The organism is Nocardioides abyssi (assembly GCF_030412915.1).
Classification (GTDB): domain Bacteria; phylum Actinomycetota; class Actinomycetes; order Propionibacteriales; family Nocardioidaceae; genus Nocardioides; species Nocardioides abyssi.
Genome location: NZ_JAUHJR010000001.1, coordinates 45,836 through 59,659, shown reverse-complemented (window position 1 = coordinate 59,659; position 13,824 = coordinate 45,836). Strand labels below are relative to the sequence as shown.

Genomic DNA, 13,824 nt, shown 5'->3' with positions numbered 1-13,824 from the left:
CCGGGCCGGACGGCCGGGCCGGGGCTCAGGCCGTCGTGTGGTGCACGTAGCACCAGCGCCAGTCCTCGCCGGGCTCCGCGGACTGCATGACCGGGTGGGCGGTCTCGTGGAAGTGGCCGGTGGCGTGCTGCCGCGGTGAGGAGTCGCAGCAGCCGACGTGCCCGCAGGCCAGGCACTGGCGCAGCGCGACCCAGGGCGTGCCGTCGGCCAGGCAGCCCTCGCAGGCCGGCTCCTCGAGGGTCTCGACCGCCGGGAACCGCCCGAGCTCCTCGCACCCGGCGCCGGTGCGCCGCGACTCGCGCTGCGCGACCTGCAGCTCGGCCCGCTCCGCGCTCGCGACGGTGAGCATCGACTCCTCGACGTCGAGCATCGCCAGCACGTCGGCGACCACGTCGGAGGGGGTCGAGCCGGACCCGCGGATCTCGAGCACCCGGCGGCGCTCGGCGTCGATCATCGCCATCCGCACCCGCGCGTAGAGGTCGCTCGGGCTCTCCTGGTCCGCCACCGTGGCGAGCCGCTCCCAGGCCGCGAAGTTGCGCTGGTCCACCCGCTGGCGGATGAGGTCGACGACGCCGTGCTGGTCGTCGTACTCCAGCCGCTCGAGCTCTTCGAAGGCCGCCTTGGACGCCTGCTGGAGCAGCGTCGCGCGGGCGAGCGCGTCCTCGGCCGGGTCCGGCGCCGGCACGTGCAGCCGGCGGGCGAGCCACGGCAGGGTCAGCCCCTGGACGAAGAGCGTGCCGGCGACGACGGTGAAGGCGGCGAGCAGCAGCACCTCGCGGTACGGCGTGTCCTCGGGCAGCACGAACGCCGCCGCCAGCGTGACCACGCCGCGCATGCCGGCCCAGCCGAGGATGAAGGTGTAGGTCCACGGCGGCGGGCGGCCGGTGTCGGGGTCCGCGCCGGGGCGCACCAGGCCGTAGCGGGTCGGGAAGACCCACAGCATCCGCAGCACCACCACGGCGCCGAGCGTCACCAGGCAGAGCGCCGCGATCCGGCCGAGGCCGATCGAGCTGTCGACGGCGCCCTCGATGATCCACCAGGCCTGCAGCCCGATGAGCAGGAAGACGGTGTTCTCCAGGACGAAGGCGATCGTGCGCCAGTTGAGCCGCTCGGCGATCCGCGACTGCGCGCTCTGCAGCACCGGCGCCTTGTGCGCCAGCAGGAGCCCCGCGACGACGACCGCGAGGACGCCGGAGGCGTGCAGCTCCTCGGCGGTCAGGTACGCCACGAACGGCACCACCAGCGACATCGCGCTGTCGATCACCGGGTCGGTGACCAGCCGCCGCACCTTGGCGACCACGAGGAACAGCGCGCCGCCGACCAGCAGCCCGCCGCCCGCGGCGATCACGAAGTCGAGCGTGATCCCCCAGGCGTCGAGGCCGGTGCCGGCCGCGACCGCGACCGCGGTGCGCAGGGCGACCAGCGCGGTGGCGTCGTTGAGCAGCGACTCGCCCTCGAGGATCGTCACGACCCGTCTCGGCAGGCCGATCCGCCGACCGATGGCGGTCGTCGCGACGGCGTCCGGCGGGGCGACGACCGCACCCAGCGCGAGGGCGACGGCCCACGGCAGGTCGGGCAGCACCAGCCTCGCGGCCGCGCCCACGCCGACGGCGGTGAAGACCACCAGGCCGACCGAGAGCAGCAGGATCGGGCGCCGGTTGGCGTTGAAGTCGACCAGCGACGTCGACTGCGCCGCGGCGTACAGCAGCGGTGGCAGGAGCCCCATGAGGACGACGTCGCTCTCGAGGTAGACCTGCGGCACCTGGGGGACGTACGACGCCGCTACACCGATCGCGGTCAGCAGCAGCGGCGCGGGAACGTGCAGCCGCTCCGCGACCGAGGTCCCGACCAGGACCGCGACGGCGATGCCGCACAGCAGCAGGGCAATCTCCACCGCGCCATTGTGCTCGCCCGGTGGTGGCGGCCGCTCAGGGCCGCAGCGCGCGGATCCGCTCGTCCAGGTCGCGCCGGGTGCGCCGGTCGACGACCGCCTCGACGACCTCGATGCCGCCGTTGGGGTTGGCCAGCGCGTGCTCGAGCTCGGGGAGGTTGTCGACGCGCCAGTGCGGGGTGCGCGTGGCGGCGCAGAGGCTGCCCAGGTCGACGCCGTGCGGCGTGCCGAAGAGGACCTCGAACGGGTCGGCGTGCTCCGGCGCGCCCTGCTCGAGCATCGAGAAGATCGCGCCTCCGTCGTCGTTGACCACGACGATCGTCAGGTCGGGCCGCTCCTCGCGGGGGCCGAGCACCAGCCCGCCGCTGTCGTGGAGGAACGTCACGTCGCCCATCAGGGCGAGGTTCCGCGTGCCGTGCGGGCGACCGAGCGCGGCGCCGATCGCCGAGGAGATCGTGCCGTCGATGCCGGCCAGGCCGCGGTTGGCGACCACCTTGCGCCGGTCGCCGACCTCGTAGCGCGCGACGGACAGGTCCAGGTCGCGGACCGGGCTGGAGGCGCCGACGTACAGCAGTCCGCCGGGAGGTACGCCGCGGCTCACCGCCGCCGCCACCTCGTGCGGCGTGAGCCCGGGCTCGGCCGCCAGCAGCCGGTCGAGCTGCCGGCCCACCGAGCGGTCGGCCTCGCGCCAGGCCTCCAGCCATGCGGGGTCGTCGTGGCCCTCGACGACCGGCCGGGCGACCTCGTGGTCGACGGGGAACGGCCGGTCGGGCCAGGCGCCGCGGGCGGGGACGGAGACGACCTCGACGTCGGTGCGGGACAGCAGCCGGGTGACCGGCCGGGACAGCGTCGGGTGGCCGGCGACGACGACCCGCTCGACGCTGCGGCCGAGGTCGGTGTCGAGCAGCAGGCGGTAGCAGCGCAGCGCGTTGTCGCCGGTGCGCGAGCCCGACGTCGGCTCGGCGAGCAGCGGCCAACCGGCGCGCTCGGCGAGCACGCGGGCGGGCGGGCCGGCGTCGTCGCCGGCGACGACCACCGTGCGCGGGCCGAGGGGCAGCACCTCCCCGGCGGCGGCCTGCGCCTCCGGACCGGTGGGACGGGCAGCGCGGGCCGCAGGGGCGACCGCGGGCGGCACCCACACGTCGGCCGGCACGAGCGGCTCGTCGAGCCGGACGTTGAGGTGCGTGGGGCCGTCGTCGGCGAGGACCAGGTCGTCGGCCGGCAGGTCGCGGGTGATCACCAGCCGGCCGAAGACGCCGACCTGGTCGGTGGTCTGGTTGGCGCCGGTGCCGCGCAGCCGGGCGGGCCGGTCGGCGGTGAGCACGACCAGCGGCAGGCCGCTGTGGGCGGCCTCGAGGACGGCCGGGTGCAGGTTGGCCACCGCGGTGCCCGAGGTGCACAGCACGGCCGCGCGGGCGCCGACCTTGGTCAGCCCGAGGGCGAGGAAGGCCGCGGTCCGCTCGTCGACGCGGGTGTGCAGGCGCAGCAGCCCCGCCTCGGCGACGGCGTGCACCGCGAAGGACAGCGGGGCGTTGCGCGAGCCCGGCGAGAGCACCACCTCGGTGACGCCGGACTCGAGCAGCGCGGTCACCACCGAGCGGGCCAGGTCGGTCGAGTCGGTCGAGTCGGTCGAGTCGGTCGAGCTCGGGGCGCCGGTCACGGGAGCCGATCCTCGCGCAGCGCGCGGACCTCCGCGAGCCGTGCCTCCCAGTGGGCGACCCGGTCGGGGTCGGCGACCGGGTGGCCGGGGTCGAGGGCGGGCACCCGCACCGGCAGCTCGCCGGCCACCGGCAGCAGCGGCTCGGTGCTCGTGTCGGCGGCCAGCAGCTGTGCGGTGGCCAGGCCGCAGGCGTAGGGCAGCTCCGGCAGGGCCGCGGCCAGCGCGACGCCGGCGGCCAGCCCGACCGAGCTCTCCAGGGCCGAGGAGACGACGACCGGGAGGCCGATGTCCTCGGCGATGCGCAGGCAGGCCCGGACGCCACCGAGCGGCTGGACCTTCAGCACCGCCACGTCGGCGGCCTCGAGGTCGCGGACGCGGTAGGGGTCGGCCGCGCGGCGGATCGACTCGTCCGCGGCCACGGGGACGTCGACCGCCCGGCGCACGGCGGCGAGCTCCTCGACGGTCGCGCACGGCTGCTCGACGTACTCCAGGCCGCCCGCGGCGCGGTCCAGCACCGGCAGCCGCTCCAGCGCCTGCTCGACGCTCCACAGGCCGTTGACGTCGATGCGCACCCGGCCGGCCGGGCCGAGCGCGTCGCGCACCGCCTCGAGCCGCGCCTGGTCGTCGGCGAGCGTCTGCCCGGGCTCGGCGACCTTCACCTTCGCGGTCGTGCAGCCGCCGGCGAGCACGACCGCGTGGGCCCGCTCGGCGTCGACGGCCGGCACGGTGACGTTGACCGGCACGCTCGTGCGCACCGGGTCGGGCCAGTCCCCCGCGGCGGCCTCCTCTGCGCAGCGCAGCCACGGCTCGGCGACCGCGGCGTCGTACTCCAGGAACGGCGACCACTCGCCCCACCCGGCCGCGCCGCGCAACAGCACGCCCTCGCGCACCGTGATCCCGCGGAAGCGGGTGCGCATCGGCAGGCTGAAGACCCGCACCTCGTGCTCCGGTCCGGTCATCTCAGGCCTCCCCCCACCAGCGCGCGCAGCCGGAGCCGGTCCGGCTTGCCGGTGGCCAGGAGCGGCACGTCGTCGAGCACGACCAGCTGCCGCGGCGCCCACGACCGGGGGTGCTCCGCGCCCACCCAGTCGCGCAGCTCGTCCAGCGACAGGTCGTCGCCGGCGCGGCCGGTCGGCACGACGAAGGCGACCAGCCGGTTGCCCCACTCGTCGTCGGGGACGCCGAGCACCTCCGCGGCGGCCACGAGCGGGTGCTCACGCAGCCGGGCGGCGACGGCCGGCGCCGGCACGTTGACGCCGCCGGTCACCACCACGTCGTCGAGCCGGCCGAGCACCTGCAGCCGCCCGTCCTCGTCGAGGCGGCCCGCGTCGGAGGTGAGGAACCACCCGTCGACCAGCACCTCGGCGGTCAGCGCCGGGTCGCCGCCGTAGCCCGCGAACAGCGTGGGCCCGGTGATCCGGACCCGGCCGCCGCGGTCGGTCGCCAGGCCGACCCCGTCGAGCGGCACGCCGTCGTAGACGCAGCCGCCCGCCGTCTCCGCCGAGCCGTACGTCGCCACGGCGCGCACCCCGACCTCCTCGGCCCGCCGGCGCAGCGCCGGGTCGACCGGCCCGCCGCCGACCAGCACCGTGTGGAACGACGCGAGCACCGCGGCCTCGGCCGGGTCCTCCAGCATCCGCCGCAGCTGGGTCGGCACCAACGAGGTGAACCGGTGCTCCGCGGTCATCGCCTCCGCGGCCGCCACGAACGACCCGTGGTCCTCCAGGCGCGCCGGGGCGTGCCCGGCGACCAGCGAGCGGGCGACCACCTGCAGCCCGGCGACGTACTCCTCGGGCAGCGCGAGCAGCCACTGCCCGCTCGCGCCGAGCCGGCGGGCCGAGGCGTGCACGGAGGCGAGCACCGACGTGCGCGGCAGCAGCACCCGCTTGGGACGCCCGGTCGACCCGGAGGTCTCCACCACCCACGGGGCCGGCTCGGTCTCCGCGGCGAGCCAGGACTCGAGCGTCATGCCGGCGGTCACCACGCCCTCCACGCTATCCGGAGGCCCCGGTCCGCCCGCCCCGCAGGCCGGTCGGGTTGAATCGTCCCTCGTGGCATCTGCATCCGAGTGGCTCGAGGGCGCGCGTCCGCGCACCCTGCCCGCGGCGGTCTCGCCGGTCCTCGCCGGCACCGGCGTCGCGGCGTACGTCGACGCGTGGGTGTGGGAGAGGGCGCTGCTGGCCCTGGTGGTGAGCCTGGCGCTGCAGGTCGCGGTCAACTACGCCAACGACTACTCCGACGGCGTCCGCGGCACCGACGACGTGCGGGTCGGCCCGATGCGGCTGGTCGGCTCCGGCGCCGCGACCGCGGCCGCGGTCAAGCGGGCGGCGTTCCTCGCCTTCGGCGTCGCCGGCGTGGCCGGCATCGCGCTGGCGGCCACCACCGCCTGGTGGCTGGTGGCGGTGGGCCTGGTCTGCGTCGTGGCGGCCTGGGGCTACACCGGCACCGCACGGCCCTACGGCTACCTCGGCCTCGGCGAGGTCATGGTCTTCGTGTTCTTCGGCCTCGTGGCCGTCGTCGGCACGACCTACGTGCAGACCGAGACCTGGGATGCCGCCGCGCTCGCCGCCGCGGTCGGCATCGGCGCGCTGGCCTGCGCGATCCTCGTCGCCAACAACCTGCGCGACATCCCCACCGACACCGTCGCCGGCAAGCGCACCCTCGCGGTGCGGCTGGGCGACCGCGGCACCCGCCTGCTGTACGCCGCCCTGGTGCTCGTCGCCGCGCTGGCCGTGGTCGGCGTCGCCGCGCTCACGACCTGGTGGGCGCTGGTCGGCCTCGCGTTCCTGGTCCCCGCCGGGATCGCCACCCGCGTCGTGCTCGGCGGTGCCACCGGCCCGGCGCTCATCCCGGTGCTGCAGCGCACCGGCGCGGCCGAGCTGGCCTGGGCCGTGCTCGTCGCCGTGCCGCTGTTCCTCGCTGCGTAGGCTGGCCGCATGGGCTTCCTGATCTTCATCGCGCTCGTCGTCGTCGCCGTCGTCGCGTGGAAGATGCGCGTGCCGCTGCTGGCCAAGGTCCTCGGCCAGTCCGAGGCGCGCGTCCAGCGCCAGCTGAACGCCCGCAAGCGCCGCTGAGCGGGGCGGACGCCTAGTCGGCGTCCTCCTTGGCCTTCATCTCCTCGAAGGCCTTCGACGCCTTCGAGGCGCGCTCCTGGACCCGCAGCGCGAACGCCTCGCGGGGCCCGTTGAGCAGCCACAGCGACCCCAGGCCGCTGAGCACGAACGCGATCACGACCGCCCACAGCACCGGCACCTCGCCCGCGATGGCCCACCACAGGCCGAGGACGAGCGCCAGCGACCCGACGAACAGGGCGATGCGCAGGGCGGTGTAGACCACGAACTCCTTCACGACCTCAGGGTAGGCGCTGTGGAGCGGCCGCCTACATTGGAGGTGTGCTGAAGCTCCTGCTGGTCGTCGTGCTCTTCGCGCTCGCGACGTACGCCGCGGTGCGGTTCCTCGAGCGCCGCGGCACCCCGCCGATCGCCGGCGGGCCCAGCGGCTCGTCCGGCGCCCGTGGCCCGCGCGGTCCCCGCGGCTCCGGCCCGGCCCAGCCGCCGCGCCCGCTTGGCCCCGACGACGACCCGGACTTCCTGCGCGACCTCGACCGCAAGCGCAAGCACCCCGAGGACCCCGACCTGTGACCAGGCTCCGCGCCGGCCTCGCCGCCGTCGTGCTCCTCGGCGCGGCCGCCACGGCGGGCTGCAGCGGCAGCGGGTCCTCCGGCCCGGACGAGGACGACGGCCCGATCAGCCTCGGCTGGACCCGCCTGGACGACCCGAAGGCCGTCGACCTCCCGGCGGGCGACCCGATCCGCCCGGCCCGCACCGGCACCCCGACCGGCGACAAGCCGGTCCTGCTGAACTTCTGGGCCAGCACCTGCGTGCCCTGCCGCACCGAGATGCCGCTGCTCTCCGACGTCGCCGAGCGCGACGACGTCGAGGTCGTCGGCGTCTCGCTGGACCGCTTCCGCAAGTACGCCGTGGAGTTCCTCGACGAGACCGGTGCGGACTACCCCAGCTGGCAGGACCCCGACATGGAGCTGATGCTCAGCTACGCCCCCGCGGTCAGCCCGAGCTGGCTGCCCTCCACCGTGCTCATCGTCGACGGGGAGATCGTCGCCTCCCACCCCGGCGAGTTCGAGTCGGCAGACGACCTCTCAGCCGAGCGGCTGGCCGAGCTCGCCGGCTGACGCCGGCCCCGCACCCGTGGCACCCACCGGGACGTCCTGCGGGACGACCTGCACGACCGCGGGCGCGGCGTAGGAGTGCTGGCTGGTGGTGGAGAAGAAGTTGATCCCGATGAAGTTGAACCACAGGGTCGCCAGGCCGAGCAGCGCCAGCATCGCGGCGTTGCGGCCCTTCCAGCCGGCGGTGGCGCGGGCGTGGAGGTACGCGGCGTACACGACCCAGGTGATGAACGCCCAGACCTCCTTGGGGTCCCAGCTCCAGTAGGACGACCAGGCCTGGTGGGCCCAGATCGGGCCGGTGATGAGCACCGCGAAGGTCCACACCGGGAAGCCGAAGGCGTGCATCCGGTAGGAGATGCGGTCCAGGGTGGCCGGCTCCGGCACGCGCGCGAGGTAGCCCGTCGAGCGCGCGGGGCGGCGGTCCTTGAGCAGGTAGAGCACCGAGCAGATGCCGCCGAGGGTGAACGCGCCGGTCGCGATGACCGCGGAGACCACGTGGATGACCAGCCACGGCGACGACAGCGCCTCGGAGAGCGGGGAGACCGGGTCGTAGAGCCACACGACGTCGACCATGAGCAGCACGACGACGAGGGCCACGACGATCGGGGCCATCCACGCCAGGCCGAAGCGGCGCTGGAGGAGCAGGTAGCCCGCGGCGACGACGAACGTGCCGCTGAGGGTGAACTCGTACATGTTGCCCCAGGGCACCCGGTTGGGGTCCGCGGCCATGCCGCGCCCCACGAGCGCCACCAGGTGGACGGCCGCCGCGATGATCGTCAGCAGCAGGCCGAGCCGCCCGAAGAGCGCCGTACGCCGCTCCACGTCGGGCTCGCGCTCGGAGACGTCCTGCACGACCGGGGCGCCGGCGCCGACGGCGACCGGGACCTCGGTGCCCACCTCGGCGTCGACGGGCAGCTTGCGCAGCGCCGTCCACTGCACCAGGTGGCTGATCAGCGCCAGGAAGTACACGACGCCGCAGACGGCCACCGCCTGGTTGCTCAGCGTCTCCCACGCAGCATCGGTCACGACGTCCCATCCCTCTTCGTCTCAGGGGGCTCCTGGCCCCGCAGCTCCGCCACCAGGTCCGCGAGGACCGGCGCGATGTCGCCGCCGCCGGAGCGGTCGAGCGCGGCGACCTCCACCAGTGTGCCGTCCCCGTCCTCACGGGCACGAACCCAGACGCGGCGCGGACGGATGAACAGCGAGCCGAGCAGCCCGACCAGCGCCGCGACGACGCCGCCGAGGGCCACCAGCTTGCCCGGCGTCTGGCTGATCTGGATCCGCTGCCAGTCCTCGAGGCCCTCGAAGGTGACCGTGCCGAGGCCGTTCGGCAGCTCGGCGCTCTCGCCGGGCCGCAGGTCGAGCCGGACGTTCTTGCCGTCCTCGTCCGTGACCTGCTCGAGGCCGTCGAGGTCGAGCTCGTAGACCGACTGCGCGCCGCCGTCGTCCATGCCGAGGTCGCCGGCGTAGACCGACAGCGACAGCAGCGGGTTGACCGCCTGGCCGAACAGGTTGACCGGGTCGCCCTCCTCGGTCATCGCGAAGGTCGGGAACAGCAGACCCTGGAGGCCGATCTCCTGCGGCTCGGCAGACGCGGCCTTGACCACGCCGAAGGAGCGCAGGCTCTGGTCCTCGGGCAGGAAGACCGTCGGGCCGTCGTACACGAGCTCGCCGGTGCCGTCGCGGATGGTGATCACCGGGGCGTACCCGTGCCCGATGAGGAACAGGTCGGTGCCGCCGATGGTCAGCGGGTGGTTGACCCGCAGGTCGTAGGTCTGCTCCTCCGCGCCCGGCTCCTCGCGGTAGCGCACGTCGGCGCTGAAGCCGCGGGCCTGCCCGGCGCCGCGGCCCTCGGTCAGCCAGGTGACCTCGAAGTCGTCGACAGTGAAGGTGAAGGGGTCGAGCTGGTCGGGGCTGAAGAGCCGGCCGGGCACCAGGTCATCGTAGTACTGCGGGGTGTTGCCGAAGGGCTCGCCCTCCACGACGATCACGCCGCCCTTGTAGCCGAAGAGTCCTCCGGTCGCGAAGCCGACCAGCACCACCACCACCGAGAGGTGGAAGACCAGGTTGCCGGCCTCGCGCAGGTAGCCGCGCTCGGCGCTGACCGCTCCGTCGTCCGCGGCGTCGCCGTCACCGGCCGCGCGCACCCGGTGCCGCCGGCCGAGGACCTCGCGGGCCCGGGCGAGCACCTGCTCGGCGCTCTCGTCGGTGCGGTACGCCGTGGCGTCGGGCAGGCGCGACAGGTTGCGGGGCGCCCGGGGCGGCTGCGCCCGCATCGCGCGCCAGTAGACGATCGTGCGCGGCACGATGCAGCCGACCAGCGAGATCATCAGCAGCAGGTAGATCGCGGAGAACCACACCGAGCCGTAGACGTCGAAGAGACCGAGCGTCTCGTAGACCGGCGCGAGCCGCGGGTGGTCGTCGCGCCAGCGCGAGGCCGCGAGGGCGTCGACGCCCTCCTGCGGCACGATCGAGCCCGGCACCGCGGCCAGCGCGAGCAGCAGGAGCAGCACCAGCGCGGTGCGCATCGAGGTGATCTGCCGCCACGCGAAGCGCAGCAGCTCGCGCACGGTCAGCTCGCCGGCGCGCCGGCCCTCGGGCAGCCGGTCGTACTGCCGGTCGCGGGGATCGCTCACAGGGATGTCTCCGTGCTCTGGACGACCTCGGACTGCACCCAGGTGACGGCCTGGTCCCACCAGCCGGTGACGAGCAGCAGCCCGACCACGACCAGCATCCCGCCACCGGTGCGGACCACGGTCGTCTGGTGACGCCGGATCCAGGAGAAGGCGCCGAGGGCCCGCTGGTAGGCCAGGCCGGCGACGATGAAGGGCAGGCCCAGCCCGACGGCGTACACGCCCGAGAGGAGCGCGCCGCGGCCGACGGTGGCCTCGTTGACCGAGAGGGTGCTGATCGCGGCGAGCGTCGGCCCGATGCAGGGCGTCCACCCCAGGCCGAAGAGGAAGCCCAGCAGCGGGGCCGCCGCCAGGCCGACCGCCGGCACCTGGTGCACCCGCCAGTCGCGCTGCAGCATCGGCAGGACACCGGCGAAGACCAGACCGAGGACGATCGTCATCAGGCCCAGCCCGACGGTCAGCTCCCGGCGCCAGGTGACCAGCCACGCGCCCACCTGGCCGGAGAGCGCGCCGATGCAGACGAAGACGACCGCGAACCCCAGCACGAAGAGCACCGAGCCGAGCAGCATCCGGCCGCGGCGCGTCCGTGCCTCGCCCGAGGCCAGGTCGGCGCCGGAGAGGCCGGTGGCGTAGGAGAGGTAGCCGGGCAGCAGCGGGATGACGCACGGGGAGAAGAAGGAGACCAGCCCGGCGACCAGCGCCACGGGCATGGCGAGCAGCAGCGACCCGGTGAAGACCTGGTCGCGGAACCAGTCAGCCACCGGCGACCTCGTCGACGAGGTCGACCAGCGTCTGCGTGGACGGCAGCTCACCGATGATGCTGCCGCCGACGCGGCCCTGGGCGTCGAGCACGACGAAGGCCGGCACGGTCTGCGGGCTCAGCGTGCCGGGGAAGGCGAGCAGGGCGGTGCCGTCGTCGACGAGCGAGGGGTACGGGACGTCGAACTCGCGCTCGAACGCGCGGGCGCGGGTGTCGTTGTCGCGGAAGTTGATGCCGACGAACGCCGCCCGGCCGTCGAGCTCCTCGGCGGCGGCGACCACGTCGGGCGCCTCGGCGCGGCACGGCACGCACCACTCGGCCCACACCGGGACCACGACGGGGGTGCCGCGCAGGTCGGCGAGGTCGACCTCCTCCCCCGCGAGGTCGGTGCCGGACAGCTCGACCGGGTCGGTCCGCTCGGCCGCCTCCAGCACCCGCACCGTGCCGTCGCCGGTGACGTAGCCCTTGTCGCCGGTCCCCTCGAAGGTGGAGCAGGAGGCGAGGGTCGCGAGGGCGGTCGTCGTGGCCAGGGCGGCTGCGGTGCGACGGGCGAGGGACGGGCGGCTCATGTGGGTGGCTTCTTCTCCTCGGTGGCGCCGCCGGCCGAGAACGGGGCGGACTTGTCCTGGACCGGGATGAGGTCGCCGGCGGGCTCGCTGTAGGAGACCTGGGCGACCCGGTCGCCGACGAAGTGCAGCGAGGTCACCGAGCACAGCGTGCACTGCCGCTTGCGCGGGTCGTGGAGGAACGACCGGCGCTCGACGTGCAGCCGGGTGATCCAGATCGGCAGCTGGTGGGAGACGACGACCGCCTCGTGGCCGGCCGCGGCGATGCGGGCGTCGTGGACCGCGGACATCATCCGGGCGACGACCTGGCGGTAGGGCTCCCCCCACGACGGACGCAGGGGGTTCCACAGGTAGCGCCAGTTGCGCGGGTCCTTCAGCGCGTTGCCGCCGCCGCCGAACCGCTCGCCCTCGAAGACGTTGGTCGACTCGATGACCCGCTCGTCGACGACCGGCTCCAGGCCGCGGGCCAGCGCGAGCGGCGCGGCGGTCTCGCGGACCCGCTCGAGCGGGGAGACGCGCAGGTGGACGATGTCGCGGTCCTGCAGCGCTCCGGCGACCTTCTCGGCCATCTGGCGGCCTAGGTCGGAGAGGTGGAAGCCGTCGCGGCGGCCGTAGAGCACGCCCTCGGGGTTGTGGACCTCGCCGTGGCGCAGCAGGTGGACGACGGTGTCGGGGGTCCCCATCAGCGCTCCCCGTCCATCGCGGCCGCGGCCGCCCGGGCGGCGTCGGGCAGCGCGTCGACCACCGTCTGCACGGCGCGGTCGTCGTGGGCGGAGGACAGGAACCACGCCTCGTACGCCGAGGGCGGGAGGTAGACGTGGCGCTCCAGCATCGCGTGGAAGAACGCGGCGTACCCGGCGGCGGAGGTCCGCGAGGCGTCGGTGAAGTCCCGGACCGGGCCCTCGGTGAGGAACACGGAGAACATCGTGCCGGTCGACTGCACGGTGTGCGGCACGCCGGCGGCGGTGAGCGCCTCGGCGGCGGCGGCCTTGACCACGTCCGCGGCGCGGCCGACGTGGTCGTAGACCTCCGGGGTCGCCAGGCGGAGCGTGGTGAGGCCGGCGGTGGTCGCCACCGGGTTCCCCGAGAGCGTGCCGGCCTGGTAGACCGGCCCCTCCGGGGCGAGGCGGGCCATCACGTCGGCGCGGCCACCGAAGGCCGCGGCCGGGAAGCCACCGCCCATCACCTTGCCGAAGGTGACCAGGTCGGGGCGCCAGCCCTCGACGGCGCCGTCGAGGCCCCACTGGCCCTGTCGGGAGGCCCGGAAGCCGGTCATCACCTCGTCGCTGACGAAGAGCGCCCCGTGCTCGGTGCAGGTCTCGGCGAGGAAGGCGTTGAAGCCCGGCTCGGGCGGGACGACGCCCATGTTGCCCGGGGCGGCCTCGGTGATCAGGCAGGCGATCCGGTCGCCGTGCTCGGCGAAGACCTTCTCCACCGCGGCCCGGTCGTTGTAGGGCAGCACGAGCGTGAGCTCGGTCGACGACGCGGGCACGCCGGGGGTGCCCGGCACCGCGAACGTCGCCAGGCCGGATCCGGCCGAGGCCAGCAGCGGGTCGACGTGGCCGTGGTAGCAGCCGGCGAACTTCACGACCACGTCGCGGCCGGTGAAGCCACGGGCCAGGCGGATCGCGGACATGGTCGCCTCGGTGCCGGAGGAGACGAAGCGGACCCGCTCGACCGGCGTGCGGGCCACGATCTCCTCGGCCAGCTCGACCTCCGGCTCGGTGGGGGCGCCGTACGACGTGCCGCGCGCGACGGCGGCCTGCACCGCGGCCTGCACCTCGGGGTGGGCGTGGCCCAGCAGCATCGGGCCCCACGAGCAGATGAGGTCGACGTACTCGTTGCCGTCGTGGTCGGTGAGCCAGGCGCCGGCGGCGGAGCGGATGAAGCGCGGCGTGCCGCCGACGGCGTTGAACGCGCGCACCGGGGAGTTCACGCCGCCGGGCGTCACCGCGCGGGCGCGCTCGAACAGCTCGGCAGAGGCAGCGGTCTCGAGAGGCACCCCGCCATTGTCGCCGAGGACGCGAAACCCGGCACCCCGGGTGCGCCACGCCGAGCGGGGTCGGGTGACGTGTTTCACGCGACGCCGTGTTGGGCAACCTGGCGTCTGGCCGCGGTGGGAGGCGGC

General features: G+C 74.8%; 15 protein-coding genes. 4 read left to right on the top strand and 11 right to left on the bottom strand.

Annotated features, from left to right (window positions below; translation table 11 throughout):
- Positions 1-25: 25 nt before the first annotated feature.
- The 4 genes from QWY29_RS00300 to QWY29_RS00285 are packed head-to-tail and all read right to left on the bottom strand — an operon-like array spanning position 26 to position 5,535.
- A complete protein-coding gene (locus tag QWY29_RS00300) occupies positions 26-1,894 on the bottom strand; it encodes a Na+/H+ antiporter (RefSeq protein WP_300958613.1) in 1,869 nt (622 codons plus the stop codon).
- A 34-nt stretch (positions 1,895-1,928) separates the two neighbouring features.
- Positions 1,929-3,551, bottom strand: a complete 1,623-nt coding sequence (gene menD, locus QWY29_RS00295) for a 2-succinyl-5-enolpyruvyl-6-hydroxy-3-cyclohexene-1-carboxylic-acid synthase (protein WP_300958611.1) — start codon at positions 3,549-3,551, stop codon at positions 1,929-1,931.
- The gene (locus QWY29_RS00290) at positions 3,548-4,510 is read right to left on the bottom strand and encodes an o-succinylbenzoate synthase (protein ID WP_300958610.1); all 963 of its coding nucleotides are present in this window, start codon (positions 4,508-4,510) and stop codon (positions 3,548-3,550) included. Before QWY29_RS00290 ends, menD begins: the two co-directional genes overlap by 4 nt.
- Entirely contained in the window at positions 4,507-5,535 is a 1,029-nt protein-coding gene (locus tag QWY29_RS00285; protein WP_300958609.1) for an AMP-binding protein, read from the bottom strand. Before QWY29_RS00285 ends, QWY29_RS00290 begins: the two co-directional genes overlap by 4 nt.
- Before the next feature lie 67 nt (positions 5,536-5,602).
- On the opposite strand from QWY29_RS00285, the gene QWY29_RS00280 reads away from it, so the two are divergent.
- Positions 5,603-6,478 (top strand): 1,4-dihydroxy-2-naphthoate polyprenyltransferase, encoded by an 876-nt coding sequence (locus tag QWY29_RS00280; RefSeq protein ID WP_300958608.1) that lies wholly within the window; start codon positions 5,603-5,605, stop codon positions 6,476-6,478.
- Between the two features lie 9 nt (positions 6,479-6,487).
- Complete coding sequence (locus QWY29_RS00275; RefSeq protein WP_300958607.1) at positions 6,488-6,625, top strand: hypothetical protein; 138 nt, start codon at positions 6,488-6,490, stop codon at positions 6,623-6,625.
- 13 nt (positions 6,626-6,638) lie between these two features.
- On the opposite strand, the gene QWY29_RS00270 is transcribed toward QWY29_RS00275, so the two are convergent.
- On the bottom strand, positions 6,639-6,899 hold the full coding sequence (locus tag QWY29_RS00270) for a DUF4229 domain-containing protein (RefSeq protein WP_300958606.1): 261 nt from the start codon (positions 6,897-6,899) through the stop codon (positions 6,639-6,641).
- Between the two features lie 44 nt (positions 6,900-6,943).
- Between QWY29_RS00270 and QWY29_RS00265 the strand changes: the two genes are divergently transcribed.
- Positions 6,944-7,192, top strand: a complete 249-nt coding sequence (locus QWY29_RS00265) for a hypothetical protein (RefSeq protein ID WP_300958605.1) — start codon at positions 6,944-6,946, stop codon at positions 7,190-7,192.
- The gene (locus QWY29_RS00260; protein ID WP_300958604.1) at positions 7,189-7,740 is read left to right on the top strand and encodes a TlpA family protein disulfide reductase; all 552 of its coding nucleotides are present in this window, start codon (positions 7,189-7,191) and stop codon (positions 7,738-7,740) included. The genes QWY29_RS00265 and QWY29_RS00260 overlap by 4 nt, the downstream gene beginning before the upstream one ends.
- Here the strand turns inward: QWY29_RS00260 and ccsB are convergent.
- Genes ccsB through hemL form a run of 6 tightly spaced genes read right to left on the bottom strand, consistent with a single transcriptional unit; the run spans position 7,708 to position 13,698 of the window.
- A complete protein-coding gene (ccsB, locus tag QWY29_RS00255; protein WP_300958603.1) occupies positions 7,708-8,763 on the bottom strand; it encodes a c-type cytochrome biogenesis protein CcsB in 1,056 nt (351 codons plus the stop codon). The two genes, QWY29_RS00260 and ccsB, sit on opposite strands and share 33 nt — an antisense overlap.
- Positions 8,760-10,373, bottom strand: a complete 1,614-nt coding sequence (gene resB / locus QWY29_RS00250) for a cytochrome c biogenesis protein ResB (RefSeq protein ID WP_300958602.1) — start codon at positions 10,371-10,373, stop codon at positions 8,760-8,762. The genes ccsB and resB overlap by 4 nt, the downstream gene beginning before the upstream one ends.
- The gene (locus tag QWY29_RS00245) at positions 10,370-11,131 is read right to left on the bottom strand and encodes a cytochrome c biogenesis CcdA family protein (protein WP_300958601.1); all 762 of its coding nucleotides are present in this window, start codon (positions 11,129-11,131) and stop codon (positions 10,370-10,372) included. Before QWY29_RS00245 ends, resB begins: the two co-directional genes overlap by 4 nt.
- Entirely contained in the window at positions 11,124-11,699 is a 576-nt protein-coding gene (locus QWY29_RS00240; protein ID WP_300958600.1) for a TlpA family protein disulfide reductase, read from the bottom strand. The genes QWY29_RS00245 and QWY29_RS00240 overlap by 8 nt, the downstream gene beginning before the upstream one ends.
- Positions 11,696-12,379: a histidine phosphatase family protein gene (locus QWY29_RS00235; RefSeq protein WP_300958599.1), complete on the bottom strand. Its 684-nt coding sequence runs from the start codon at positions 12,377-12,379 to the stop codon at positions 11,696-11,698. The genes QWY29_RS00240 and QWY29_RS00235 overlap by 4 nt, the downstream gene beginning before the upstream one ends.
- Positions 12,379-13,698: a glutamate-1-semialdehyde 2,1-aminomutase gene (hemL, locus tag QWY29_RS00230; protein WP_300958598.1), complete on the bottom strand. Its 1,320-nt coding sequence runs from the start codon at positions 13,696-13,698 to the stop codon at positions 12,379-12,381. The genes QWY29_RS00235 and hemL overlap by 1 nt, the downstream gene beginning before the upstream one ends.
- Between the last annotated feature and the right edge of the window lie 126 nt (positions 13,699-13,824).